Consider the following 25,753-nt stretch of genomic DNA (forward strand, 5'->3'; position numbering starts at 1 on the left):
GTCTCCATTTCCAAGACGTCTAATTTTTGTGAGTCCTCAAATCGATTGGGTCCGCCGCGGTGTGGGAATCAGCTTGTTACTGTTGGTCGCAGTTACATGGCGATTGTGGTTTTCCCCAGGTCCGTTTCCCCAGGTCCCATTGTTTCGATTTGCGGTCGCGCTGCCGACATCGATCGATAGTATCGTGGCCACGCTGATGGTGATCGGCAGCGTGTTGACGATATCGATCCGCACGGCGCGGGGACAATCGTTCGCGATGCTGATGACAGCGGCTTGCCTAGCCGTGTTGTTTGTGGCCGACCAACACCGGTTACAGCCCTGGGCCTTCCAAATCTTTTGGTTCCTGATTGCGATGGCGCTGTGTCGCGCGGCGGTCGCGATGCGGATGATGCGTGGGCTGGTCGTCAGTATCTATCTGTTTTCGGGGATCAGCAAATTGGATTATCAGTTTGTATACACGACCGGAAGGGAGTTCCTGGGCGGTTTAGTGGCGATGGCGGGAGGATCGATCGAGACTTGGCCTGAGATGTGGAAAGTTGCAGCGACGTTAAGCTTTCCTGTCGGCGAACTCGTGATCGCTGTGGCTTTGATCTTTGCACGCACGCGAAGACCTGCTGTGTGCATGGCGGTCACGATGCATCTCGTCTTGTTTCTTCTGTTGGGACCGTTCGGCTTGAACCATCAACCGGGGGTGCTGATCTGGAATCTATGCTCGGCGACCTTGGTTGGGTTGTTGTTTTGGAAGCTGGAGAATGGAGGGAGTCTCAAAAGGGAGGAGGTTTTGCGGTCGGAACCGCCAACCCACCTGCAGCCACTGGCGGTAGGGCTGCTTGCCGCAGTCAGCGTGGCTCCGGTGTTGGAGCCGTTTGGGTTCTACGACCATTGGCTCGCCTGGGGGTTGTATGCGCCGCACAATAGTCGCGTGAAGTTGCTCGTTGACGAACGTGTGGTCGATCGGTTGCCGCCGTCGCTTCGCACACACACCACACCGGTCGCTGAGGGATCGAGAACGCGTCAGGTAAATTTGGATCGTTGGTCGATTGCTTGCTTGTCGGTGCCGATCTATCCGCAATCGCGATTTCAAACGGGGGTCGCTTTGGCGGTTCTGCGACAGAGCCAATTGAACAACGGTTTTTGGATTGAGATTCAATCGGATTCGAACCGACGCACCGGGCAACGCACTGTCGAAGAGTTCGGCAATCTTGATCAATTGAAACTTCAAATGAGCCACTATCAATTGAACGCTTTGCCGCGTGCCATGCGCTAGTGTCGTTAGGATGTGGCGTTGTTTGATCGCTACGTTTATCCAATCCCTTGTGCTGGGATTCGCGAAGGGAACGCGGCACGGCGCTCACACGATAGTAGAATGATCTCGACTTCCGCGATGCCTCGTGGCGATTTGCGTTAAAGTGAATTCACCGTACGTGTGTCGAGGCGGTATGCTTCGATAGGCAGTTTTATTGTTTCAGACCAAGGATACGTCAATGACCACGATTCACGCCTACGCAGCGACCAAGCCCGGTGGCCCCTTTGAATCTTTTGCCTACGACGCTGGAGAGCTTGGCCCGGATGATGTCGAAATTGAAGTGGAGTCGTGCGGCATCTGCCACAGCGATCTTTCGATGCTCGACAACGATTGGCAGATTACCCAGTTCCCGTTTGTGGGTGGTCACGAAGTCATCGGTCGCGTTGTCGCGTTGGGCTCGCACACACTAGGGCTAGCCGACGGGGACTTGGTCGGCTTGGGATGGACCAGTCGCAGCTGCATGCACTGCAACGAATGCTTGTCGGGCGCTCAAAACCTTTGTCGTGATGCACGAGGGACGATTACACATCAACACGGTGGGTTCGCCGATCGCGTGCGTTGCCATTGGGGCTGGGCCAACAAGATCCCCGAAGGAGTCGACGCGGCATCCGCGGGGCCGTTGTTGTGTGGTGGCGTGACGGTGTTCAGTCCCTTGATGCAACACAACCTTTCGCCGACTGCTCGAGTTGCCGTGGTCGGTATCGGCGGGCTGGGGCACATGGCGTTGCAGTTTTGCGATGCGTGGGGCTGCGAAGTGACCGCGATTTCCCGTGGACGCAGCAAAGAGGAAGAGGCCCGGAAACTGGGGGCGGATCACTTTGTGGCGACCGAAGAGGATCCAAAACTCCAAGCGCAGGCCGGCAAGTTTGATTTGATCTTAAACACAACCAGCGCTGCGTTGCCGTGGGATGCCTACATCGCCGCACTCGCCCCGGGAGGAGTGCTGCACACGGTTGGGGCGGCCGCAAAAGTCGAAGCATCGGTATCGCCAATGATCATGGGGCAGAAGTCCCTTTCATCGTCGCCGACCGGCAGCATCGTGACGACCCGATCGATGTTGGACTTCGCGGCGCGACACAAGATCGCGCCGATGACGGAAGTCTATTCGATGCAGGACATCAACGAAGCGTTTGAAAAGCTTCGCAATGGGTCCCCCCGGTATCGGCTGGTGCTGACAGCCTAGCTGAAACGGCAACACGGAACATCCGTGTGAGACAAAGAGCAATGCGCTGCGTCGATGCAGCCATTTCGGGCGGCGGCGATCGCGCGCATCGGGTGAAAACCGTTGCGGTGGAAGATTCGAGTAAAGGAGTTATTGATGAACAAGATTGCAGTGACCGCGGCCAGTGGTCAGTTGGGCGCGGAAATCGCTCGAGCCACGGTCGAAATCGTCGGCGCCGATCGCGTCGTTGGATTGGCTCGAACGCCCAGCAAAGCGGAAACGCTTGGCGTCGAGATCCGTCCTGGCAATTATGAATCCCCAAGCGACTTGGATCGCTCGATGCAAGGAGTCGACACGGTGCTGTTGGTGTCGGGAATGGACGCACCCGACAAGCGGATCGGTCAGCATCGCAACGTGATCCAGGCGGCAAAGCAAGCTGGCGTCCGCAAGATCGTTTACACGAGCATCCAGGGGGCGGAGGAAGGGACCGCGTTTTCACCGATTGTGCAAAGCAATCGCCAGACGGAAGCCGACGTGCGTGGCAGCGGAATGTTGTGGGCGATTGGCCGCAATGGAATCTACATCGAACCGGACGTCGATTACATCGAGACCTATAAGCAGCGCGGCGAAATCGCCAATTGTGCTGGCGACGCCTTGTGCGGCTATACCACGCGAGGCGAACTGGCGGTCGCCTACGCGACGATGCTCACGCAAGATCAGCACGACGGGCAAACTTACAATCTGCACGGTGAAGCGATCACTCAGTCGCAGCTAGCCGATTACTTGAACGCTGCGTTTGGCACCGACCTGATCTACCGAGAGATGTCCGTTGCGGAGTATCGCGAAGAACGGATTGCGGAACTTGGTGACTTTCTTGGCAATGTGATTGCGGGAATCTACGAAGGCATTCGCAACGGTGCCGCCAACAACAAGAGCGACTTTGAAACCGCGGCCGGGAGACCGCACGAAAGCTGGGATGACTACTTTGGGCGAATTGCAAAAAGTAACGGCTAGCCGTCGATGTGCACCGGCTTCGGGATGCGTTGTCGATCATGATGGAACGCCGTCGAGCCGATCCAAGGACCATCAGGGTGGCGGAAGGCTTCGTGGGATCTCCGGCACGATCGGTGGTCTCGGTTTCCACCTCGGTTGACACGTTTGCTGTGATAAAGAGTCGGCTGCAACGCTCGCCATTAAACAAGCGGAATGGCAACGACGGCCACCACCGACAGGGACGCGAGGTACCTGTGGCCGTGCAGCATTTGGGAACGCATCGAGGTGGCACGTTTTCGGTGAAGCGAACAGCCGTTCTTCTTCATCAAGCTGTCGCTTTGCCGGTGAGAATTCGCCGTGGATCGAATCCACGAGCATTCAGATCATGAAGTCCCTTGTTTGTTGGCTTGTTGTTCAGAACTCGGTTGCCGGTCGCATGTTGTCGCTTGGCCGCCGTGCGTTCTTGTTCGACGAGCCGAACGACATCGTGAAGCGTCATGGACATCGGGTCCATGGTTTTGGGGTCATTTGGTTGCCAGTGAAAATGTAAAAGTGAACGAAGCAGTCGACGCATGGTTACTTCCTTTGAAAGCGAATGGCGTTAGCGAATCAACATTGGTTGTCAGTTCGCGACATCGGTGACGCGTCGATGTCTGAAGGAAGTATCGCCGGGAGGCATAAGCAGTCGATGAGCCGAAAATGAAATCGCGTTTAGGTAAACAAGTCGTTCAACCGTATCACGGGACTCGCGACTTAGGGGCGCGCGTTCGGATCCGATCTCCGTGGCAATGATGCTAGTTGATCTTGTTAGCGGTCGAACGCGCGCCGTCAACATCGATCGGTAGAAGGAGCGTAAAACAGCTGCCGCGGCCAAGAGTGCTTTTGACGTTCAACGTTCCCCCCAGCGTTGTGGCGATACGGTTGGCAATTGCCAAACCCAAACCGTTACCCGCGATTCCTTTGCGACGCGCTTCGCCGGATCGAAAGAAGGGATCGAACAAATGCGGCTGATCGGTGGCCGAGATTCCACAACCCGAATCGGTGATTCGAAATATCACGTGATTCGCGTTGTTCGTTGCATCTACTTGGATCGGACTTCCCGAGACGCTGTACTTCATCGCATTGGAGAGCAGGTTTTCAAGGACTCGCGCCAGCAGCGTCGACGTGCCACGGACCATGATCGAATGCTCGATTTGATTGTCCAGCCGTAGGTCCGCAGCACGGGGCAGACCGTTCCAGGTTGCGGCATGTGCGTTCAACCAGGAAGCCACGTGGAACGATTGCATCGTGGGGCGCGCGGTCTCTTCTTCACTGCGTGCGAGAAACAGCAAGGCTTCCACGATTTCTTGAAATGCGTGTGTTTGGGTACGCAGTCGTTCCATCGTGGAGATGTATTCGTCGACCGAACGAGTCCGTCGCAGCGTGACGTCGATCTGACCGAGCAACACGGTGATGGGCGACCTCAACTCGTGAGCGGCATCTCCGGCAAAACGCCTTTGCTGTTCAAAGGCGGCCTGTTGGCGGTCGAGCAAGTGATTGAACGTCGTTCCCAGTTCCGCAAGTTCGTCGCCGGAATCTTGCAGGACGAGACGCGATTGAAAATCGGATCCCGCGATCGATTGAGCCTGTGCGGCCATCGCCGATACGGGGCGGAGCGCCTGACGCACAATCCAACGTCCCAACGCTGCCGCCACACACCAGGCAACCAGCGGCAACAGCGTGACCAAAAGCGTCAATTGGGAAAGGATCAGGTCGCGTTTGGCAGTCGATCGCCCAACCACCACAATCAGCTCATCAAACTCATCGAGCTCTCGATTCAAGGCAACCGGATTCGGAGCGGACAAGCGATGGTAGAGGACTCTTCGTTGGCGATTCGGTTCGATGGGGGCCAATAGGTCGCCGTGAGATGCATTGCCCGCGGCCAACTCCATCGCCATCGAAGTCATCGCTTTACCGGCGCCGCGAGATTTTTCGACGACCCGGTCCTTGTCACCGATAACGACCCAATCGACTCCACCGAACTCATCGAGCGATCCGAAGGAGACCGAGTGTTCCAATGGTTGCCATTTGACTTCCGTCTCCTCGATCTCAGCGGCGGCGACAAAGGAGTTCAGAACGCCGCGTAACTCATGTTCAAACTGCGATTCGACATGTTGGCGCGTCACTGAATAGAACACTAGCGAATAGATCGTCAACGCGATCGCTAGGGTCAGAAGGAAGTAGGCCGATACCCGCGTGGTCAGCTTCATGCGCAACCCGCGTCGTGCGATTCCAGGATGTAACCTTGCCCTCGACGGGTTTGGATGATGCGTGGGCCAAGCTTTTCCAATTTGCGACGCAAGTCCTTCACATGGACTTCGAGCGTATTGGAAAGACCGTCAAAATTCTCGTCCCAGACGGTTTCATAAATCCGAGTTCGCGAAAGCACCCGCCCGGGATGACGAAGGAACATCGAGAGCAGCGAAAATTCCTTCGCCGTTAGATCGAGCGGTGTTCCCCCACGCGTGGCCCTTTGTTGGGCCAGATCGATGCGAACGTCGCGGAACTCCATGTAGACGCTGTCGGCTTGCCCCGGCCGTCGCAGAAGTGCCCGAACGCGCGCCAGAAGTTCTTCGAACGCAAACGGCTTGGTCAGGTAGTCGTCGGCGCCTGCGTCGAGTCCCGTGACGCGTTCGTTCACGCCATCGCGGGCGGTCAGAAAGAGTACGGGGGTTGTTCGGTTTTTCTGACGAAAGCGTTGCAAGATCTGAATGCCATCCTCCCCAGGCAACCACCAATCGAGAATGACCAAATCCCAGATCTCCGATTGCAGACGCAACCAAGCGTGCCGCCCTTCCTTAGCCAGTTCCGCTTTATACCCCTCTTCATTCAAGCCACGGATCAGAAAATCGGCGATCCCAGGATCATCTTCGACGACTAAAATGCGAACGCTCATCAGGCAAGCTTCGGGGGATGCAGGGGGAAGGGACTCACGACAGTATATCGATTCTAGACGGGTACGCTGAACCGGCGATAAGCCCTTAATAAAGGATTGTTCATCTTTGAACGAGCGCCTTGAAAAAGGTTTGCTTTCGGGCAATCGTTACGCAACCGATCCGTCGTCGAGCTCCATGGAACGGGCTTTTGACCACGCGCGATCTCTTTGTCGGTTCGACTCGCTGCGCCATTGCGTGCGACTCCAACCCACCAAGCAGGCTGCCAAAAGAACGACAGCGGTTGTTGCGGCCGAAAGGTGCACGATCATCACAAGTTTGTCCATCCTCTTTCTCCCGTCGTGTCTTCGTGAATTCAAACGTCTGCATGAAGTATCGAACGGTCCTCTAATGGATCGCTGAGGCGTACTTAAAGAATGCCTTATCACGAATGAAAACTGGAATGGTGTCGGTTCGATTTGGTGACGGAACGAACGTTGGGAAATTGAACGTCGCGGCGTTCGCCCGTCGATCCGTTGTTGCGGTATCGGAACTCAATGCCTGGCGGATGGTAAATGTCTCAAGACGGCTGCGTTATTCGTTCGCTCGGTCGTTTCCTTTCCACACGTTTTGGAGGGGCGGGATTTCATCAGGATGTTGCATGACGGGACTTGCGGGTTGGTCTACAATACGTGCCTGACCGTGCATTCGCCTCGCGGTGCCTGCGGTGCTTATCAATCGAGAATGAAGAGCTGCATGATGGGATTTCGCTCGCGACAAAATCAGTCTCCGCGACAATGGAGAGTCGTCCAAGCGATGGGAAGGGGGGAAAAGCGGTCGATCCGTGGTTGGACGCTTGCCGTCCTGATGACGCTGACCGGTGGCAGCGTCGCGTGGGGGCAGCCCGTCGCAACGTTCACGCCGGACCAAGTGGGATTCGATCGGTTGATCGAACCGTTTTTGAAGCAACACTGTTTGCGCTGCCATGGTCCTGAGGAAGCACTTGGTGAGTTTCGGATCGACCGTGATCTTGGCATCGATCTGATGCAGCAGGCGTCTCATGCCAAGTGGGGCGAAGTGGTGAATGTTCTCAACAGCCACGAGATGCCTCCGCAAGATGAGCCGCAACCCGATGTCACGTCGGTCGGCAAGGTGGTCGATTGGATCACCGATCAGATGGTTCGCGTCGAACAAATCCGTCGCGACGCATCGATCATCATTCGCCGTATGAATCGGGATGAATATCGCAACACGATCCGTGATCTTGTCGGCATCGATTACGACACCTCCCACTTTCCGCAAGATCCTCCCACCGGCGGTTTCGACAACAACGGCGGTGCGCTGACCGTTTCGCCATTGCATCTGGAACTGTACTACAACGCGGCACGGGAAATCCTCGACCGGGCGATCGTCGATGGCGATCAACCTGCTGCGATTTCATGGCGGTTCGAACCGGAATCGGGGGATTCGGACCGCAATCGCGTCGAATACGACAAGCAGCGATTGATCGTTAACGGCGGGAAAAATCGAGTCGTCGATCGGTTTGTCGTGATGCACCACGCCAGCTGCGATCGGAAGGTCAACGTCCGTAGCTTTCAGTTAAAACAGCCCGGTCCGTATCGAATCACGATTCGGGCGGCGGGAGTTGTCCCGACACGTGAACAAGTGGTCGCGTCGGCGGAACAGTTTCTTCGCAAGCGGATGGCTGATAACATCCAAAAGCACCCCGATCGTAGCGATCGGCACCGCGAGCAATTCGAACGGGATCTAGCGCATTTCAGCAGCGATTCGCGATACGATTACGGGCCGCCGCGCGTTCGCGTGATTCAACATTTGGCAGGCCAGCCAGCAGTGCTTGCGGAGTTCGATATCGATGCTTCGCCCGATTCCCCCAAAGAGTATCCGATCGATGCGATCTTCAGTACCGAATCGGCGGGAATCACGATCGAATACGCCTACGATATTCCCAAGGAGGTGGAAAACTTCTGGATGCAGACCGGCGACGACTTTGCGCGTCCAGAGGCGTGGATCGATTCAATTCTTTTAGAGGGTCCTATCTATCCCCAGTGGCCTCCAGAGAGCCACGTGCGGCTCTTGCCTGAGGCAACGCTAAAAGAGTCCGATCCCACAAGCTACGTTCGAACGGTGGTCGCTCGCTTCATGCAGCGGGCCTATCGCCGACGCGTGACGTCCAGCGAGCTAGACGCGAAGATGGCGTTGTTTGATGGAGCCTTTCGGGAAACGTCCGACGTTCAAACGGCAATCCGAGCGCCTTTGATCGCGATCCTGATGTCGTCTCACTTCCTCTACCTGGCCGAACCAGAAGGGGCGGACGGTTCTGTAGACGCGGCGGCGATGCCGCGGGCACTTAATGATTTTGAACTGGCGACGCGGTTGTCCTATTTTTTGTGGAGCAGCATGCCGGACGAAGCGTTATTTCACGCGGCGGCGCAAGGACGTCTCCGCGATCCAGAGACGCGGTTGTTGCACGTCGAACGGATGTTGGAAGATCCAAAGTCCGAAGCGTTGGTGAAAAATTTTGCGGGCCAGTGGCTCGGGTTGCGAGAGGTCGGTGCGAATCCTCCGGCCGCTGAACTCTATCGACGTTACGACCGCCATTTGGAAACGTCGATCGTCGGGGAGTCGTTAAGCTTCTTCCGAGAGCTGTTGCTGCACGATTTGGACGTGATGAATTTTATCGCGTCGGATTTCGTGGTGATCAATCAGCGGTTGGCCAGGTTCTACGGTATTCCGGGCGTGCATGGCGATCATTTCCGCCGCGTCGCAGTGCCGGCTGGAGTGCATCGCGGCGGCGTGCTAACGCAAGCTTCGGTGCTGTCGATTACCTCGAATGGCACCCGAACTTCACCGGTCAAACGCGGAACCTGGGTGCTAAAAAATTTACTCGGTAGCGATCCCGGATTGCCGGTCGCCAACGCGGGGGAGATTGCGCCCAAGGTCCCCGGGATCGACAAAGCCACGGTTCGTCAACGGCTTGAGATTCATCGCGAACTGCCGCAGTGTGCACGTTGCCACGACAAGATCGATCCGTTGGGCTTCGCACTCGAAAACTACGATGCATCGGGATTCTGGCGACTGCAGGAAGGTCACGGATACCAAGGTCGGATTGGCCGCAACGATCCGGTGATCGACGCGTCGAGTCGCTTGCCCGATGGCACACCGGTTGACGGAATCGATGGTCTGCAGCAAGCGCTGCTGCAAAACGAGGATGCATTCCTTCGCTGTCTCGCGGAGAAGATGTTGACCTATGCATTGGGGCGCGAGCTTGGGATTGCCGACCGAGTGCACTTGGACGCGGCGGTCAACGACCTGCAAGCCAACGGCAAAACGCTGCGGCAATTGATTCGATGGATTGTTGTTAGCGAGCCGTTTCAAACGAAATAATCACGTCGACATCCGCCAAACCTTTGGATTGATTTTGGAGTTCACCATGCAACGCACGTTCACGCGGCGCTCCGTATTGCGGGGCCTTGGAACATGTCTGAGCCTTCCGCTGCTGGATGCGATGGTGCCGACAGCGGACGCCGCGCCGTCGAAGTTTCGTCCGTTGGAACGGTCGCTGAATCCGCAGCCGCGGATGATCTGTTGTTACGTGCCCAATGGCGTCAACATTGCAAAGTGGGTTCCTGAGCAGGCGGGCAGGGATTACGTTTTATCCCCAACGCTGAAGGCGCTCGAACCGCATCGGCAGGATTTTTCTGTCATCTCGGGACTCGGGCACCCAGCGGCCAAGGGGGGGCACAGTGGCGCCGATACTTGGTTGACAGGAGCCGATCTGGGGGCCAAGTCGGGCAGCGATTACACCAACCGCGTTTCGGCCGATCAAATCGCCGCGATGCATCACGGGCATCAGACGCGGTTCCCGTCGCTTCAATTATCCGACAGCAGTGGCACTGGCGCGGCGGGGCATTCGCATACGCTGTCGTTCGATCGCAGTGGGACGCCGATTCCGGCAGAGAACTCGCCAAGGCGGCTGTTCGAAAGGTTGTTTGTTCCCGATTCGGCGGAGGATCGGCAGGCGACGCTCAGGCGATACGCATTGCAGAAATCGATCCTTGACAATGTTCTTGCAGAAGCCAAAGCGTTGGGGAGACGGCTGGGGACGAAAGACAAACTGAAATTGGAACAATATCTAGCGAGCGTTCGCGAGACGGAACTGCGCGTTGAACGTTTGCAGGAATGGATCGACGTCCCGAAGCCGGAGGTCGAACCGACCGATCTGCAACTGGCCAGCCAGTCGCGGAACGCGCACGATCGTCCGATGTGGATCGACGTGATGATGGAGCTTTCTTATCTGGCGTTCAACACCGACACGACACGTGTGATCACGTTTGAATGGTCGCGTGAAGCGGGAGGCTTCGGCGGCGGGGGCGAGAACCATCACGAGTTGTCACATCATGGTGGGGATGAAAAGATGCTGCAACAGTTGGCCGTGATCGATCGTTTTCATCTCGACCGTTTAGCCCGGTTCCTTCAGTTTCTGAAGGATACCGACGATGGCGATGGAAACATGTTGGATCGCACGATGATCGTCTACGGTTCGGGAATGAATTCGGGAACCGGCGGCGAGCATTCGCCAAAGAACTTGCCGTTGTTGGTCGCAGGCGGCCACAAGCTGGGCTTCAACCACGGTCAACACCTCGCCTTCGGCGGAGAGACTCCTCCGCCGCTCAATAATTTGCTGCTGAGCGTGATCCAGAAAATGAAAGTGCCCGTCGAATCGTTCGGCGATTCCACGGGCACGATCAATGGATTGACTTAATTTGCCAGCAGCCGGGGATTGTCACCGCTGACAATAGTCGTTGCAAACTATTTTGCCAGGATCTGGCCTGCGACCAGAGCGCTGCCGGTCAGATCACCGGGTAGATCGGTTTTGACGATCAACCGTTGGCTCATCAAGCCCGACTTCTCACCGGCGGTGATCTTCAGGGGCAGGACGTGCATCTTTTTTGACTCTTCGTTCGCCTTGTATTCGATACTGAATCCTTCGGCCTGGATGTCGGTCAAGCGGAACGGTTTGTCGCTGCGTACGACCAAACGCTGCTCCGATGATTCGCCCGGCTTCAGATTGCCGATCGCCATGACTTGAGGGCTAACGATCACGGCAGGACGCACATCGTAGGTGACTTCCAGGGGAACCCGTGGCATGGCGCGGTCGTTGGTGATCACAACGATGTTGGAGTGCGCTTGGCCTGGTTCGGCGGCCCCGTCAAAGGCGACGTTCAATTTGTAGGAAACACGGCCACCGTTTCGGGAGACCTCTTCAAATGCCGCGGCTACGTTGGGCGAGGAAGATTGAACCTCGACGATCTGCCAGTCGCTACGCCCCGCGTAGGTGACGCCGATCTCTTTATGCACCGATTCACCTTGCATCACCGATCCAAATTCTACCTGGCCAGGATTAAAGACGATGTCGCGGCGGATGTAGCCATCGACACGCAATTGCACCTCGGCGTAATACGGCTTGTCGATCACGACGGTCAGGGTCGCACCCTTTTTGCCGTGGAACGAACCGGTATTGAAGCGGGCCAGGATATGTCCCGTTTCACCCGTTTTCAGGGTGTGATTTTCGATGATCGGGGTGGTGCATCCACAGCTGGCCCGTACGGTCGCCACATGGATGTCTTCTTTATACAAATTCTTGAAGGGAAACCGAAATTCGGTCTTCGCCGCCACCGCGACGGTTCCAAATTCGTGTTTCTTGACCGGAAACATGTTGTCCGCCCATTCGACGGCACCGGCTTGCGGGCAGACCAATGCAATCAGCATTAACCCAGCAAGGCTTCGTAACGCATTCGTATTCATCTTCTCAAATCCCCATCCAAATTGTTTTATTGATCACAGCCCTCGGCCTTGAGCAAAGCCTGTGGTTGCCCGATAGATACGGTTTCCGACCCAGTTCCGGACAGCATTCGCACCGACACCCTGTCATTCGATCACCGCCACGCGGCTCAAAACCCACTAGAATCAAAGAAGTCTAGAACGTTTACTCATGGTCCAAGGCTATCGCTACTATTTTACGCAACTTTTTTTTAAAAAAGTGCGTCGCCTTTTCTTGAATCATTGTTGGTCAGTAGCATGACCGGCAGGATGCGTCGACTGGGAGGGATGCTTAATCTAGCTGATCCAATGATAATAATGAAATAGGGGATACTCAACCGCCGCTCAATCGTTCCTACGTTGGTGGATGGGGAGCGACAAGGGGGGAAGGATGAGCGTAGGAACGCATCTAACGACTCCTTAACGTGGCAGTATACGGTGTCAAAATATCCACAAAAAAACCCAGATTTCTTAAGAAACCTGGGCGTTGTTTTTCGCTAGCGCGTCGCTTTGCCTAGACTTGCTTGTCGTCGATCCAGCTCATCAGCGAACGCAAACGCTTGCCAACGGTTTCGATCGGGTGGCCCTGTTCCAGGCGACGGGTAGTCTTGAACATGGCAGCCCCACCGCGGTTTTCCAAGATCCAATTGCGAGCAAAGGTGCCGTTTTGGATTTCGGTGAGGACACGCTTCATTTCCGCTTTGGTTTCAGGGGTAATGATTCGCGGGCCGGTGACATAATCGCCGTATTCAGCGGTGTTCGAAATGCTGTAACGCATGTAGCTGAGTCCGCCCTGATAGAACAGGTCGACGATCAGTTTGACTTCGTGCATGCATTCGAAGTAAGCCATCTCGGGTTGGTAACCCGCTTCGACTAGCGTTTCGAAGCCGGCTTTAATCAGTTCGCTGAGTCCGCCGCAAAGGACCACTTGTTCGCCGAACAGGTCGGTTTCGGTTTCTTCTTGGAAGGTTGTCTCGATCACGCCACCACGGGTGCCGCCGATTCCCTTCGCGTAGGCCAAACCGATCTGCTTGGTCTCTTCGCTGGCTCCTTCGCCCAGGGCGATCAAACTGGGGACGCCGCCCCCTTTTTCGTATTCGCTGCGGACCAAGTGCCCAGGACCCTTGGGAGCGACCAACAGCGTGTCGACGCCGGTTGGTGGTTCGATCTGACCGAAGTGGATGTTGAAACCGTGCGAGCACATCAGGACGTTGCCTGGTTTCAGGTTGTCACGGATCTGTGCTTTGTAAACGTCGCCTTGGACTTCATCGGGCAGCAACAGATTGACGACGTCCGCTTTGGCAGTCGCTTCGTCGGCCGACATCGGTTCGAAACCGTGGCTCTTGGCCAAGTCGTAGTTGGGACCGCCGGGACGTTGGCCGATGATGACCTCGCAGCCGCTGTCGCGAAGGTTCTGAGCTTGGGCATGGCCTTGCGAACCGTAACCAATAATCGCGACCGTCTTGCCTTTGAGGTGAGACAGGTCGGCATCGTTGTCGTAATAAATCGTGGCCGCCATGTGGAATGGTTCCTTGTGCTATCGTGGCGTGATTCGGTTTAGAAAAATTGGACGATTGTTCGGGTGTGATTCCACGCGGACGGGAATGTCACCAAACGCAGGCAACGTCTTCGCGTGGGGTGCTTCAAAGCGGGGCTTAATCAACGGGAGTTTCGACGACGGCACCGCTGCGAACCATCGCGATTCGCCCGGTTCGGACCAATTCGATGATTCCGTAATTTCGCATCCGTTCGATGAAGGCTTCGATTTTGCTCTCGCGTCCGCTCAGTTCGATCGTGATTTCATCGGGACCGACGTCGACGATTCGACCGCGGAAGATGTCGACCAGTTCGCGAACTTCCGATCGCGACGGCCCAGGAGCCGCTTGAACCTTGCACAGCATCAGGTCGCGTTCAACGTAATCGGTGGCGCTGATATCCATCACGCGAACGACGGTCACGATCTTTTCCAGCTGCTTGCGAACTTGCGCCAGCGTATTGTCGTCGCCCATGACGACAAACGTCATGTGGGACAGCTGGGGGTCGTCGGTTTCGCCGACGGCCAAGGAATCGATGTTGTATCCGCGCGAGGCCAACATCCCCGAGATGTGAGCGAGCACACCGGGAACATTCTGAACGAGGGCCGATAGGACGTGTCGCATGTTGTGTTTTCGGACCGGGGTTGAATCCAGGCAGTCGCCTGGTCGTGCGAGAAAAGACCGCATCATAGTTGTGGGTTTTCCTGGGGACAAGGGTTGGTAATCTGCCAAAAGTTGACGAAGTCCATTGTCGTGTCGTTGCGCGGCGGCAAATTCCGAATTTGGCAATAAATCACGCCCGCTGGGCAAGCGGCTCAGCGGGCGATTCGAACGCGTAAGTGAGACCCTTGCGGCGGGCTGAGGTTCATGGGATCGTGTTCGTTGCGACCCCGATCGCCAGCTCCGATCTGGCGTTCAAGGCGAAATAACGCCACATTAGTGTTTTGCACTGATTTCTCTCGCCACACGAAATCGGGCGTTTTTTCCGCTCCAGGCGGCAGTTTTCCCGGTGGCGCCGATGCCACGTTCGGTAAACGTCTCGAAAGCTATTCCCATGACCTTCCGAATCGATTTGCCCGCCTACCGCGGTCCAATGGACCTGCTGCTGTACTTGGTGCGTCGCAGCGAATTGGATGTCACCAAGATGTCGTTGACCAACGTGGTCGACCAGTACCTGGAATATTTGGAAGTTTTGCAGGATCTGGATGTCAACGGCGTCGGCGATTTCATCGACCTGGCGTCCACTTTGGTGGAATTCAAAAGTAAGGCGGTGCTGCCGCAGGCGGACGACGAACAGGAAGAAGAGATCCTCGAAGACCCTCAGGAGGAGCTGGTCGAACGGCTGTTGGAGTACAAGCGGTTTCGCGATGCGTCGAGCATCTTGGACGAGATGGGGGAGCAGTGGCAGCAGCGGTACCCGCGGATCGCCGACGATCTTCCGCCGCGGCAAATCGATCCAGGAGACCAACCGATCGCCGACCTCGAACTGTGGGATCTGGTCAGCGCCTTTGGCCGGATCATGCGAGAATCGTCCGGCCCGCCGCCGACGCAGGTGGTCTACGACGACACGCCGATCCACGTCTACATGCAACGCATCCACCAACAACTGCTCAAGCAAGAAGAGGTGCGTTTTTCCGACTTGTTCGACCTGGGGGCCCATAAGTCGGCAATGATTGGTATCTTTCTGGCGATCCTTGAGTTGGCAAGGCATTACGGTGTGTCGACCCGGCAGGAAGCCGGCGGCATTGAAATCGTGGTCACCCGAGGTGATCGGTTCGAGACGGAGCTGAATGTAAGCGAGGTCGACAACTACGACGCCAGCGCCGTCGATGAAACGAACTTGCCCATTAAAAAATCGTCTTGAGAGAGTTGATGTTTGAAAATATTCCGTTGCGGCAGTGTCAACACGCGGGGCTGACCATCGAAGGCTATTCCCGCGCGGCTGTGCAAACGTGTTGGAGAATTCCTGAATTAAAGTGTGGTTTTGATCTGGGCGTTCAGCCTTGGGACTTCATGGGCACACCGACCTGGTTCGTCAGCCATACGCACCTGGATCACATCGCCGCGCTCGCCGTTTACGTCTCGCGTCGGCGGATGATGAAGATGGATCCGCCGGTGATCTATCTGCCCGCCAGTGCAATCGATCAATGCCTGGCGATGCTGCGATGCTTCACGCGCTTGGACAAAGGGGCGATGCCATGCGAGCTGTTGCCGGCGGCACCAGGGGACGAAATCGAACTCTCACGCGAACTGGTCGTCAACGTCATTCCGACGTGGCATACGATCGAATCGGTGGGATTTATGGTCAGCGAGCGGCGGAAGAAGTTGAAAGAGGAATTCCAGGGACTGCAAGGGACCGAAATTCGCGACCTGCGTTTGAAGGGGATTGAGGTCTCGCACGAGACGCGCATGCCGATCCTCGCCTACACCGGCGACACGCAGCCACGCGGACTCGATGAAAACCCGGAGGTCTTCGACTGTAAGATCTTAATTGCCGAGATGACTTTCATCGCCCCCGAGCACCGCAAGGACAAGATCCACAAACATGGCCACATGCATCTGGACGACTGGGTCGCACGGAAGGACCGATTCAACAATGAATTGATCATCGCATCGCATTTTAGCACGCGGTACAGCGATCCGCAGATCCGGCGAATGGTAGAAAAGAAGCTGCCCGGTCTGATGGGCGGCCGGTTGAACCTGTGGCTATAGAAAACCAAAACTCACTGGATCTCACGGCGGCGGCGGATTTGGATCCGCCGCGGGCTGCTTATGTTCACGTGCCGTTTTGCCGGCACCGCTGTGGTTACTGCAATTTCAGTGTCTTGGCCGGACGCGACGATCTTGTCGACGCCTACCTTTCCGCCCTGCAGGTCGAATTGTCGCAATTGGGGCAGCCTCGCGTCGTCGACACGCTGTTCATCGGCGGCGGCACGCCGACCCACTTCGATGGCCACGCGCTGACGCGGTTCCTGACGCTGGTCCGCGATTGGTTCCCGCGGTCGGATCAGGCCACTGAATTCAGTGTCGAAGCGAATCCGAACGATATCACGCCGGCAAAGCTTGATGTTTTGAAAGCCTTTGGGGTCGACCGGATCAGCTTGGGCGTGCAGTCGTTTGATGCGGACAAGTTGAAAACGTTGGAGCGAACGCATTCACCTGACGAAGCGCGCACGGCGATCCAGTTGGCCGCCGAAACGATTGGCAATGTCTCGATCGATTTGATCTTTGCCACGCCGGAGGAAACGCCCGCCGCGTGGCGACGCGATCTGCGCGATGCGGTCGCGCTGCCATTGAGCCATCTGTCGACGTACGGTCTGACCTTCGAAAAGGGAACTTCGTTTTGGAACCGGTTGCGGAAATCGGATCTGGCACCGATCGTTGAAGAAGACCAATTGGAGATGTTTCGCGATGCGATTTCGATTCCGGCGGCGGCTGGTTTGAAGCATTACGAGGTTTCGAATCATGCGTTGCCGGGGCGTCAGTGCCATCACAACATGGCGTATTGGCGGGGCGTGGGATGGTACGCGGCCGGTCCCGGCGCGGCATCGTTTGTCGATGGACGGCGGGCCGTCAATCATCGCAGTACGACCACGTACATCAAACGCTTGCTGCAAGGGAAATCGCCGATCGCCGAGTCCGAGCAATTGACCAACGAGCAATTGATCCGTGAACGGGTCGCGTTTGGTCTGCGGATGCTCGACGGCATCGATCTACGCGACGTCGGACCGTTGGAGGTCGTCGACCGATTGCTGAACGCAAAGTTCCAGATGTTGATCGAGATCGGGATGTTGAAACGCACCGGCAGCCAGGTGGCGCTGACGCCGCAGGGGCTGTTTGTTAGCGATTCGGTCGTCTCGGAGATTCTGTAGCCGCGAGGGTTGTTCGATCGTGGCGGTGCAAAACTACTCCGCAGCCACTTCGTCCATGCTGGCCAGATAACCTTTCATCCATTCCAGGATCTCGTCGTTGGAGATCGTTGCTTCGATGACTTCCATCGGCGCCTCGGCAACCGCGTGCAGGCAAGCGGCCAGCGCGTCGATGATCTCATCTTCGGTGCGGCGAAGCGCCGTGACCAGCCGACGACAAATGCTAGGCCCCGCTGCCGCGGCTTGGTGACCGTACTGGGCCAACGCTGTCGAGATGGGAATCGCAGCGGACCAACGGTTCTCCAACAGTTCACCAACGTGTTCGAAGACGAGTTCGTTGGGATCGATCGCCATCAGCGCGATTCCGGCCGACGCCGCGATCATGTCGACGCGATGATTCAGCAGATGTTCCAGTGCCGGTGCGGCGGCATGTGCGGCCGGACCGATCGAACGCAGTGCTTCGGCGGCCACCAGGACCACTTGTTCGTCGCGTGATCGCAGCATCTGGGTTAACGCCGGCACAAAGGCTTCACGCGGTTCAGCGTGTCGGCGGGCGATCTGTTCGGCGGCCAGGAATTGAAACGATTCATTGGACGAAACCATCTGCTCGGCCAGCTGCTGAATCGAACTTTGCGGCGAGGGAATCGAGGAAGCGTCGATCACCATCGTACACGCGGCGGGCATCGACTTCTTGGCTTGTTTGTACGCGACCTGTGCATCGGCTCGCAGTTGGCGTCCCCACGCTGGGTCGGTTTCGTTCCGCAAGCGCGCCAGCAGCGCCGCAGCGTAACCGAGGTCGGCGGCGGTCAGAAAGCCCAGGCTGCGAAGCGCCGTGGCGGTGGGAGCGGGCGTACTGCAGCACGACGGTTTGACGGTACTGTTGCATACCGCGATCACAAAACCGCCGCAAAGCGTGGCCAGTTCGGTCAGCCATTGTCCTTGATCGGGAAGATCGCCCGGGTCGAACTGACCTAAGCGATAGTGCGAGATCTCGTGAGCCAAGGTGGTCACCAGTTGTCGCGGGTCGTGCAACGCTTCCTGCGGGACGCGCACTTTGGGTACATCACCGATCTGGTGAACCGCCGTCGCGGGAGTTCCGTCGGTCACCTCCCATTGCAAGCCGGAAATATCGGCTTGCATCTGTTTGGCGATCCTCGCGGCAACGTCGGGCAGTTCTTCTGCGGTTACCGTTTCGTTGGGTAGAAACGGAGCCGCATCGGTTACGATGGCCGTCTGTTGGATCACCGGCAACGTCAACCGATCGACCAAATAACGCATCCGCAGTTCGATCTGTCCACGTCGGGAAGCCGTCAACGGTGGCTTCGCTTTTCCAAATCCAAAAACCATCGTCAACCACCTCTGAGATCTACGTGAGCGGCGCGGACGCCGCGTTTGCCCATGCGTTGCCGTCGCGCTAGTCGTGGTCGTGGCCACCTTCGCCGTGGGCGTGACCGTGTTCCATTTCTTCGTCGGTCGCGTCGCGGACTTCGCGAATCGTGACATCGAAGGTCAACGTCTCACCGGCCAGCGGATGATTTCCATCGACATGGATGATTTCATCGCTGACCTCGATGATCGTGAAGATCATCGGACCATCGGGCGTATCGGCTTCGAACTGCATGCCGACTTCGATATCCTCGTCCCCTTCGAACTCGTCGCGTGGGACTTCCTGAATCAGTTCATCGGATCGCAAACCGTAACCCTCTTCAGGCTGGACGGTCACGTTCACATGATCGCCGACTTTTAGGCCTTCGAGTGCGCGTTCGAGGCCTTCGATGATTCCACCCTGACCGTGGAGGTACAGCAGCGGTTCGTGCCCTTCGGAGGAGTCGATCAATTCGCCTTTGTCATCGGTCAGTTTGTAATCGAACGCGACAACTTTGTCGGCTGTGATTTGCATCGGTTTGCTTTCGTAAATATTGAATTCTGTTGGAGACACGTTCGATTCATGCCTCCGATTCGCTCAAGATAACACGAATCGTGAATTGGCAACGCGCGGGCACAGAACTTTTTCAAGGTGAATAAGTTTTTAAGTTTCCGCGGCAGGCTCAAGTCGAAACGCCCGATTGCCCAGGCAAGAGTCGTGTCCGATCGCGCGGCCTCTACGTTCCCTGGAACCGATCGGTCCGCGGGGTGTGGGGGTAAACAAAAACGGTCGACCCGTTGCCGAGTCGACCGTTTGTAGAATCAGAGATCGCAGCGATTAGTTTTTAAGTGCTGCTTGAGCGGCGGCCAGACGCGCGATCGGCACGCGGAATGGGCTGCAGCTGACGTAATCCAATCCGACTTCGTGACAGAAGTTGATCGAAGCGGGATCGCCACCGTGTTCGCCACAGATGCCGCACTTCAGACCCTTCTTGGTGCTACGCCCCTTCTTGACGCCCATGTCAACCAATTGGCCAACACCGGTGGTGTCCAACGATTGGAAGGGGTCGCCGTGCAGGATGTCCTGCTTCAGGTAGTCGGGCAGGAAGGTGTTGATGTCGTCGCGGCTGTAGCCGAAGGTCATCTGCGTCAGGTCGTTGGTGCCGAAGCTGAAGAAGTCGGCGTCTTCAGCAACTTCATCGGCGGTCAACGCAGCACGTGGGATTTCGATCATGGTACCGATCAAGATATCCAATTCGCCGTCGAACTTCTTCGCAGCTTTGGTCGCTTCGATCGTCTCTTCGACCTTGCCACGGAGCAGTGTCAATTCGGCGCGCGTACCTACCAATGGGATCATGATCTCTGCCTTGGCATCGATCTTCTTGTTGACACAAGCGATCGCGGCTTCGGTGATCGCGGTGACCTGCATCTCGAGGATTTCGGGATAGGTGACGCTCAAACGGCATCCGCGATGACCCAACATTGGGTTCATTTCGTGCAGCTGTTCAGCACGCTTCTTGACTTCGGCAGGCGAAATTCCCAACGCTTCGGCCATCTCTTTTTGAGCGGCTTTTTCGTGTGGCAGGAATTCGTGCAAGGGTGGATCCAACAGACGGATGGTTACTGGCAGTCCCTTCATCGCGGTGAAGATGCCTTGGAAATCCTTGCGTTGGAACGGCAACAGTTTGGCCAATGCCTTGCGGCGATCGTCTTCGGTGGTCGCCAGGATCATCGCACGCATGTGACCGATACGGTCGCCTTCGAAGAACATGTGCTCGGTGCGGCACAGTCCGATGCCTTCGGCGCCAAACGCGCGAGCACGCTTGCTGTCTTCGGGAGTATCGGCGTTGGTGCGAACACCCAGGGTGCGATACTTGTCGGCCCATTCCATCACGGTGCCGAAGTCGCCGCCCAACTTGGGTTCTTGGCGTTCAACCGCACCTTCCATAACTTCGCCCGAGGTGCCGTCCAGGCTCAGCGTGTCGCCAACCCCGTAGGTCTTGCCATTGACGGTGATCTTCTTGCTCTTTTCGTTGATGTCGACGCTACCGGCACCCGCGACACAACACTTGCCCCAACCGCGAGCGACAACCGCCGCGTGGCTGGTCATACCGCCGGTGCTGGTCAAGATGCCCGCGGCGGCATGCATGCCGTCGACGTCTTCTGGGCTGGTTTCCTTACGGATCAACAAGACCGATTCGCCCGCTTCGGCACGTGCCTTGGCTTCCGCAGCAGTGAACGCCAACGTACCCACAGCCGCACCTGGCGACGCAGGCAATCCCGTTGCCAAGACGTTTGCTTTCTTCTTGGCTGCAGGGATGAAGCTTGGCAGCAGGCACTGGGTCAAATCGCCCGCGGGGATACGCAAAACCGCAGTCTTCTCGTCGATCAGACCTTCTTTGACCATGTCGACGGCGATCTTGACGGCCGCGATACCGGTTCGCTTTCCGTCGCGAGTCTGCAGCATGTACAGCTTGCCCTTCTCGATCGTGAACTCGATGTCCTGGACGTCCTTGTAGTGCGTTTCCAGCTTGTCTTTGATCGCGATCAGTTCGGCGTGAACCTCTTTGTTCCACTTCTTCATCTCGATCACTGGCAACGGGGTGCGGATACCTGCAACCACGTCTTCGCCTTGCGCGTTGATCAAGAACTCGCCGAAGAACTTGTTTTGACCGCTGGAAGGATCGCGAGTGAACGCAACACCGGTTCCGCTGTCATCGCCCATGTTGCCATAGACCATCGATTGAACGTTAACCGCGGTGCCCAACAGGCCGCGGATGTTTTCGATTTCGCGATAGCGGACGGCGCGTTCGGTGTTCCAGCTGCCGAAGACCGCTTCGATCGCCAGTTGCAACTGGTGGATTGGATCCTGTGGGAAGTCTTCGCCACCGTGCTTCTTGAAGACTGCCTTGTATTCTTCGCACAGTTCCTTCAGACCTTCGGCAGGCACGTCGGTGTCCAGATCGACTTTGTACTTCGTCTTAACCTTGTCGAACGCGTGCTCGAATTCTTCGTGATCGATTCCCATCACGACGTCGCCGTACATGTTGATCAGGCGGCGGTACGCGTCGTAGGCGAAGCGTGGGTTGTCGGTCGCTTTGGCCAAACCTTCGGTGGCTGCGTCGTTCAGGCCCAAGTTCAAGATCGTGTTCATCATGCCCGGCATCGAAACCGCAGCACCCGAGCGAACCGAAACCAACAGTGGGTTTTCGTCGTCGCCGAACTTCTTGTCCAATTCCTTTTCCAGGATGGCGACCGCTTCGTTGACTTCATCCATCAAACCGGCTGGCAACTTTTTGCCATTCTTGTAGTACGAGTCACAGCATGCGGTGGTGATCGTGAAGCCGGGAGGAACGGGCAGGCCGATCCGGGTCATTTCCGCAAGGTTAACGCCTTTGCCGCCCAGCAATTGCTTGCCTTCGCCTTGACCTTCGGTCTTGGTCTTGCCGAAGTAAAAAACCATTTTACTGGGAGAATCAGCCGCTTTCTTTTTTGCCATCTTCAATAGCCTCTGCGTGATATGGGTAGTTGTATCGATCAAACGAGTGAAATCTGTACGCTCAGCGCAACGTTGCTGTGGCTAAAATCATGGCCGGACGTTCCGAGCGGAACGTCGATGAGCGCGATAGAATTTTGTTTAAAATAAGTTCGCAATCAGAAGCGAAAACCTGGTGTCGTGGGTTAGACCTGTGCGACAATCGGCCAGAGGGAACTCGCAGGGCGTGCAACGTCCTGGAAGGCGCCGATCACTCCCTTCGGAGGTCCATGCGTCGGGAAAATGTAATTTGTAACGCCACAGACGTCAATATCCCGTTAGTTTGCCCCACATTGATCATCGGAGGTCTCGAGCGATCGCATGGATTGTTTCGGCATCGAGTCGTTGATCGTTCGACTTGAAAAGCCTCTTGATCGCAGCCCGGTGGATCTTCATCTTCGTCCCGCCAACGCCGATCGCCCCATATTCGATCCGCTGATCGGTCGCTTTGCCGCGGTCCATCACGTCGATCCCTTCGATTCCCACCGGTGGCACGGCGTTCAGGTCGATCGCCAACCGGACGTCGCTGGCCGCCAAGGTGGCGGCATCTAACAGTTGAACGCCCGCGGCGCCGCAAGCAAAAACGGCATCGCACCCGGCAATTGCTTCGCTTCCTTGGCAAGCGCTCAGCCGATCGCCGCTGCCGAGGCGTTGGCCGATTGCGTCACAAACCGCTTGGGCGCGGTCGATTTGCCGCGACGACAAACGCACCGTCGCGCCCGCTTGCAGCAGCAATCGAGCCACGCGTTGGCCGACCGGTCCGGTTCCCGCCAGTACCAGCGCTGTCGTCTGGGAGAGGTCGAGATGCTTTGCCGCCCGAACGACCGCCGCCGCAGCGGTCGTGTTCGATCCGTTGGAATCCAACATCACCGAGACCCGCATCGGGCCGAAGAAGCATTGAACGATTCGCTCGTAAACGGCTTCTCCCGCGGCGACATCGCTGCCGCCAACAAAAATTGCCGTGCGGTGCAGGTCTTCGGGGCCGCGTGTGAACATCGCGCCGTGAACCAACGATTCGACGTTGTCCGGCGTGACGCCCGAGTATTGCAGCAGCGTATCGACCCCGGCGTCGGTTGCCACGATCGCATCGAAGGAACTGGCGTGCGGATCGGTATCCAGTTGCAACAAAATCTTCGGTGGTTTCATCGTGCTTGGGGTGTCGCGAGGAAAGGCGAAAAAGGGGCCAGGTGTTAACAAAAAGCCCTCGGTGAAAGAACACCGAGGGCGGATGGATACGTTGGGCGGTGAAGGATTTCGCTAACGAAAACACTTGCCGCCGACCGCGTCAGCGTTCCAGGCTTAGAAGCCCTTGAACGGATGATCGACATCCTTTTGAGCCAGCATTTCGTCGGCCGATGGTTTGTTGCCCATCGCGTTGACGATCGCCATCTTGGTGGCGCTGTAGTTGTAGTCGTAGATCTTCTTGTTGTCTTCGGCTTCGGGGTGAATGAAGACACCGCAGACGATCACGAGGCTTTCAGCTTGGTCGGCAGGGATCACGCCGTCGCCAACCGAATCGGCAACTGCTTTGGCAACCGCGGCCTGTGCAGGGCCAAACATTTGAACCGCTTGCTTCATTCCCTTGATCGTAACTTTGGTGACCATCACGGTTGCGGGTTTGACGGCAACGTTTGGCGCCAAGACGGCCAGCAGGTTGGTGTGCCCTTCGCTTTGGTTGGCCAGGGCGTTTGCAAACGCGACGCCAACGGGACCATCTTTGCTACCGATCATCAGGTCGATGTGCGCGATTTCGTTACCATCGCCATCAAGTGCTTCGCCGATGTAAAATTGCATTCGAGTTTTCTCCAGCCAACGGTTGTTGAATTGCTCGCCTGGGGTGGCGAAACATGGTGGACTACGAGCCAGCGGCAATCCCCAACAGAAGGTTGGTCAGTCCAAAGATCGTCGGCGAGCCGTCCCAGCAGAGTTCTGTCAGAATGCCTCGCTCGCGCTTCGGGCTGGTGAAAGGCAACCAATCGCTGCCTTTCACGGTGACTCCACTCAGCTACTAAGAACCCGAAAAGTTACCAGAGTCCCAGGGGGATGCAAATCCCCGAATCCGCTGGATTCGCCCACTTGCGGCCGAATATCGTCATCCATCCTCCCTACTGAAGAGCCAGACGTGTCATTTTTCGCGACCGGGAATATCGTTTTCGTGGGAGCCACCGCACGTGCTCCGGCTGAATCCGCCGCACGCGGAGGTTGGCAAGTGGCTGCGATCGACATGTTTGGCGACTGCGATTTGCGTGACGTCTGCGCCATGTGGTTCCCATTGTCGGCAGCGGGATCGCTCGTCGATCGGCTGGCTCGATTGCCTGCTGGCCCGGTGATGCCGCTGGGCGGAATGGAATCCCGAACCGAGGAACTGGAAGCCTTGCGAGCCTCGCGACCGGTTCTCGCCCCGACGGCGGAACAGCATCGCCAGCTGAGCGATCCTACGTGGCTCGATCGCGTCGCGGCGGAATCGGGGATCTGTAGGCCTCTGCGGCGGCAATCCAAGCCCGTCACGGCAGCCGATTGGTTGTACAAAAAAGCGGCGTCCACGGGAGGGCTGGGGGTCGAGCGAGCGTCGGCGTTCCCCGAATCGCTCGCAAGCGATGGTTGGTTCGAACGACAGGTTCCGGGGCGCAGCTGGGGTGTCAACTTTCTTACCTGTGGCGATCGAGTGGATCTGTTGGGGGTTGCCGCAAGCGTGCGAAGCCGGCATCCGCCCAAGCCTTTTCAATATGAGGGATCGATCGGTTTGCCGACGGTTTCGGCCCCGATCCGGCAACGTTTACTCGCGTTGGGAGAAAACATCGTCCGCCAAACGCAGTTGCGCGGTCTGTTTGGCATCGATGTGATCATCGATCGCGATCGAACCGTTTGGCTATTGGAGATCAACCCTCGTTGGACGGCATCGATGGAGTTGTTTGATCGGGGGCCCCAGCCACTGTTTCAGAGGCACGTCGATGCATGGTTGGACAAGGACGTTCCAAACCAAACCGCAGATGCGATGCCCATCGGCAAGCGGGTGCTTTATGCCGCCCGGACGCTGCGGTTCGATGGGGAGCGTTTGGGCGATGCTTTGCCCTCGGCGATTCGGATCGCCGATCGACCGGCCGATGGCACAGAAATTCCACGCGGGCAACCGATCTGTTCGTTGCTCGCTCAGGGAGCATGTCCGCGTGGGCTCGCGTATCGTCTAGCAACGGCCTGTCGAATCCTGCGACGCGCCGCCGCGGGCGCGTGAAGG

General features: G+C 57.1%; 21 protein-coding genes. 9 read left to right on the forward strand and 12 right to left on the reverse strand.

Annotation, left to right across the window (positions count from 1 at the left end; genetic code table 11):
* The first annotated feature begins 28 nt into the window (after positions 1-28).
* From Poly24_RS11535 to Poly24_RS11545, 3 genes are all read left to right on the forward strand, one after another.
* Positions 29-1,267: a hypothetical protein gene (locus Poly24_RS11535; RefSeq protein WP_145094927.1), complete on the forward strand. Its 1,239-nt coding sequence runs from the start codon at positions 29-31 to the stop codon at positions 1,265-1,267.
* Positions 1,268-1,484: 217 nt separating this feature from the next.
* Entirely contained in the window at positions 1,485-2,489 is a 1,005-nt protein-coding gene (ahr, locus tag Poly24_RS11540; RefSeq protein ID WP_145094930.1) for an NADPH-dependent aldehyde reductase Ahr, read from the forward strand.
* Between the two features lie 135 nt (positions 2,490-2,624).
* Positions 2,625-3,482 carry an SDR family oxidoreductase gene (locus tag Poly24_RS11545; protein ID WP_145094933.1) on the forward strand — a complete coding sequence of 286 codons (858 nt, stop codon included), beginning with the start codon at positions 2,625-2,627 and terminating at the stop codon, positions 3,480-3,482.
* 304 nt (positions 3,483-3,786) lie between these two features.
* Here Poly24_RS11545 and Poly24_RS11550 read toward each other — a convergent pair whose 3' ends face one another.
* The 3 genes from Poly24_RS11550 to Poly24_RS11560 all read right to left on the reverse strand — a co-directional run bounded on the left by Poly24_RS11550 (position 3,787) and on the right by Poly24_RS11560 (position 6,396).
* A complete protein-coding gene (locus Poly24_RS11550) occupies positions 3,787-3,966 on the reverse strand; it encodes a hypothetical protein (RefSeq protein ID WP_145094935.1) in 180 nt (59 codons plus the stop codon).
* A 289-nt stretch (positions 3,967-4,255) separates the two neighbouring features.
* The gene (locus tag Poly24_RS11555) at positions 4,256-5,710 is read right to left on the reverse strand and encodes a sensor histidine kinase (protein ID WP_145094938.1); all 1,455 of its coding nucleotides are present in this window, start codon (positions 5,708-5,710) and stop codon (positions 4,256-4,258) included.
* Positions 5,707-6,396, reverse strand: coding sequence for a response regulator transcription factor (locus Poly24_RS11560; RefSeq protein WP_145094941.1), 690 nt, complete (start codon positions 6,394-6,396; stop codon positions 5,707-5,709). The genes Poly24_RS11555 and Poly24_RS11560 overlap by 4 nt, the downstream gene beginning before the upstream one ends.
* A gap of 733 nt (positions 6,397-7,129) precedes the next feature.
* On the opposite strand from Poly24_RS11560, the gene Poly24_RS11565 reads away from it, so the two are divergent.
* Complete coding sequence (locus tag Poly24_RS11565; RefSeq protein WP_231753589.1) at positions 7,130-9,778, forward strand: DUF1592 domain-containing protein; 2,649 nt, start codon at positions 7,130-7,132, stop codon at positions 9,776-9,778.
* Positions 9,779-9,824: 46 nt separating this feature from the next.
* Positions 9,825-11,156, forward strand: coding sequence for a DUF1552 domain-containing protein (locus Poly24_RS11570; RefSeq protein ID WP_145094944.1), 1,332 nt, complete (start codon positions 9,825-9,827; stop codon positions 11,154-11,156).
* A gap of 47 nt (positions 11,157-11,203) precedes the next feature.
* Here the strand turns inward: Poly24_RS11570 and Poly24_RS11575 are convergent, their stop codons facing one another.
* The 3 genes from Poly24_RS11575 to ilvN form a co-directional block, all read right to left on the reverse strand.
* Positions 11,204-12,199, reverse strand: coding sequence for a DUF1573 domain-containing protein (locus Poly24_RS11575; protein ID WP_145094947.1), 996 nt, complete (start codon positions 12,197-12,199; stop codon positions 11,204-11,206).
* A gap of 529 nt (positions 12,200-12,728) precedes the next feature.
* Complete coding sequence (ilvC, locus tag Poly24_RS11580) at positions 12,729-13,733, reverse strand: ketol-acid reductoisomerase (RefSeq protein ID WP_145094950.1); 1,005 nt, start codon at positions 13,731-13,733, stop codon at positions 12,729-12,731.
* A 136-nt stretch (positions 13,734-13,869) separates the two neighbouring features.
* A complete protein-coding gene (gene ilvN / locus Poly24_RS11585) occupies positions 13,870-14,373 on the reverse strand; it encodes an acetolactate synthase small subunit (RefSeq protein WP_145094953.1) in 504 nt (167 codons plus the stop codon).
* A gap of 430 nt (positions 14,374-14,803) precedes the next feature.
* Here ilvN and Poly24_RS11590 point away from each other — a divergent pair, with 430 nt between their 5' ends.
* Genes Poly24_RS11590 through hemW form a run of 3 tightly spaced genes read left to right on the forward strand, consistent with a single transcriptional unit; the run spans position 14,804 to position 17,621 of the window.
* Entirely contained in the window at positions 14,804-15,613 is an 810-nt protein-coding gene (locus Poly24_RS11590; protein WP_145094956.1) for a segregation and condensation protein A, read from the forward strand.
* A gap of 8 nt (positions 15,614-15,621) precedes the next feature.
* On the forward strand, positions 15,622-16,461 hold the full coding sequence (locus tag Poly24_RS11595) for an MBL fold metallo-hydrolase (RefSeq protein WP_145094959.1): 840 nt from the start codon (positions 15,622-15,624) through the stop codon (positions 16,459-16,461).
* Positions 16,452-17,621, forward strand: coding sequence for a radical SAM family heme chaperone HemW (hemW, locus tag Poly24_RS11600; RefSeq protein ID WP_231753590.1), 1,170 nt, complete (start codon positions 16,452-16,454; stop codon positions 17,619-17,621). The genes Poly24_RS11595 and hemW overlap by 10 nt, the downstream gene beginning before the upstream one ends.
* Before the next feature lie 33 nt (positions 17,622-17,654).
* Here hemW and Poly24_RS11605 read toward each other — a convergent pair whose 3' ends face one another.
* The 6 genes from Poly24_RS11605 to Poly24_RS27650 all read right to left on the reverse strand — a co-directional run bounded on the left by Poly24_RS11605 (position 17,655) and on the right by Poly24_RS27650 (position 24,508).
* Positions 17,655-18,965, reverse strand: a complete 1,311-nt coding sequence (locus Poly24_RS11605) for a HEAT repeat domain-containing protein (RefSeq protein WP_145094962.1) — start codon at positions 18,963-18,965, stop codon at positions 17,655-17,657.
* Positions 18,966-19,032: 67 nt separating this feature from the next.
* Positions 19,033-19,518 carry an FKBP-type peptidyl-prolyl cis-trans isomerase gene (locus Poly24_RS11610; RefSeq protein ID WP_145094964.1) on the reverse strand — a complete coding sequence of 162 codons (486 nt, stop codon included), beginning with the start codon at positions 19,516-19,518 and terminating at the stop codon, positions 19,033-19,035.
* Positions 19,519-19,821: 303 nt separating this feature from the next.
* Positions 19,822-22,482: a pyruvate, phosphate dikinase gene (gene ppdK / locus Poly24_RS11615; protein WP_145094967.1), complete on the reverse strand. Its 2,661-nt coding sequence runs from the start codon at positions 22,480-22,482 to the stop codon at positions 19,822-19,824.
* Between the two features lie 333 nt (positions 22,483-22,815).
* Positions 22,816-23,664: an NADP-dependent methylenetetrahydromethanopterin/methylenetetrahydrofolate dehydrogenase gene (locus Poly24_RS11620; RefSeq protein WP_145094969.1), complete on the reverse strand. Its 849-nt coding sequence runs from the start codon at positions 23,662-23,664 to the stop codon at positions 22,816-22,818.
* Positions 23,665-23,817: 153 nt separating this feature from the next.
* Complete coding sequence (fae, locus tag Poly24_RS11625; RefSeq protein ID WP_145094973.1) at positions 23,818-24,312, reverse strand: formaldehyde-activating enzyme; 495 nt, start codon at positions 24,310-24,312, stop codon at positions 23,818-23,820.
* Positions 24,313-24,373: 61 nt separating this feature from the next.
* The gene (locus tag Poly24_RS27650; protein WP_261343109.1) at positions 24,374-24,508 is read right to left on the reverse strand and encodes a hypothetical protein; all 135 of its coding nucleotides are present in this window, start codon (positions 24,506-24,508) and stop codon (positions 24,374-24,376) included.
* Between the two features lie 132 nt (positions 24,509-24,640).
* Between Poly24_RS27650 and Poly24_RS11630 the strand changes: the two genes are divergently transcribed.
* A complete protein-coding gene (locus Poly24_RS11630; protein WP_145094976.1) occupies positions 24,641-25,750 on the forward strand; it encodes an ATP-grasp domain-containing protein in 1,110 nt (369 codons plus the stop codon).
* The last annotated feature ends 3 nt before the right edge of the window (positions 25,751-25,753 follow it).

The sequence above is a fragment of the Rosistilla carotiformis genome (assembly GCF_007753095.1).
GTDB classification, from domain to species: domain Bacteria; phylum Planctomycetota; class Planctomycetia; order Pirellulales; family Pirellulaceae; genus Rosistilla; species Rosistilla carotiformis.

Bases quoted from the DNA above. Each gene is read 5' to 3' on its own strand.
- ilvC (WP_145094950.1), bottom strand. From the start codon at position 13,733: ATGGCGGCCACGATTTATTACGACAACGATGCCGACCTGTCTCACCTC.
- Poly24_RS11555 (WP_145094938.1), bottom strand. From the start codon at position 5,710: ATGAAGCTGACCACGCGGGTATCGGCCTACTTCCTTCTGACCCTAGCG.
- Poly24_RS11560 (WP_145094941.1), bottom strand. From the start codon at position 6,396: ATGAGCGTTCGCATTTTAGTCGTCGAAGATGATCCTGGGATCGCCGAT.
- Poly24_RS11570 (WP_145094944.1), top strand. From the start codon at position 9,825: ATGCAACGCACGTTCACGCGGCGCTCCGTATTGCGGGGCCTTGGAACA.
- Poly24_RS11575 (WP_145094947.1), bottom strand. From the start codon at position 12,199: ATGAATACGAATGCGTTACGAAGCCTTGCTGGGTTAATGCTGATTGCA.
- Poly24_RS11545 (WP_145094933.1), top strand. From the start codon at position 2,625: ATGAACAAGATTGCAGTGACCGCGGCCAGTGGTCAGTTGGGCGCGGAA.
- ilvN (WP_145094953.1), bottom strand. From the start codon at position 14,373: ATGCGACACGTCCTATCGGCCCTCGTTCAGAATGTTCCCGGTGTGCTC.
- ppdK (WP_145094967.1), bottom strand. From the start codon at position 22,482: ATGGCAAAAAAGAAAGCGGCTGATTCTCCCAGTAAAATGGTTTTTTAC.
- Poly24_RS11565 (WP_231753589.1), top strand. From the start codon at position 7,130: ATGATGGGATTTCGCTCGCGACAAAATCAGTCTCCGCGACAATGGAGA.
- Poly24_RS11610 (WP_145094964.1), bottom strand. From the start codon at position 19,518: ATGCAAATCACAGCCGACAAAGTTGTCGCGTTCGATTACAAACTGACC.
- fae (WP_145094973.1), bottom strand. From the start codon at position 24,312: ATGCAATTTTACATCGGCGAAGCACTTGATGGCGATGGTAACGAAATC.
- Poly24_RS11595 (WP_145094959.1), top strand. From the start codon at position 15,622: ATGTTTGAAAATATTCCGTTGCGGCAGTGTCAACACGCGGGGCTGACC.
- Poly24_RS11590 (WP_145094956.1), top strand. From the start codon at position 14,804: ATGACCTTCCGAATCGATTTGCCCGCCTACCGCGGTCCAATGGACCTG.
- Poly24_RS11620 (WP_145094969.1), bottom strand. From the start codon at position 23,664: ATGAAACCACCGAAGATTTTGTTGCAACTGGATACCGATCCGCACGCC.
- Poly24_RS11605 (WP_145094962.1), bottom strand. From the start codon at position 18,965: ATGGTTTTTGGATTTGGAAAAGCGAAGCCACCGTTGACGGCTTCCCGA.
- ahr (WP_145094930.1), top strand. From the start codon at position 1,485: ATGACCACGATTCACGCCTACGCAGCGACCAAGCCCGGTGGCCCCTTT.
- Poly24_RS11550 (WP_145094935.1), bottom strand. From the start codon at position 3,966: ATGTCCATGACGCTTCACGATGTCGTTCGGCTCGTCGAACAAGAACGC.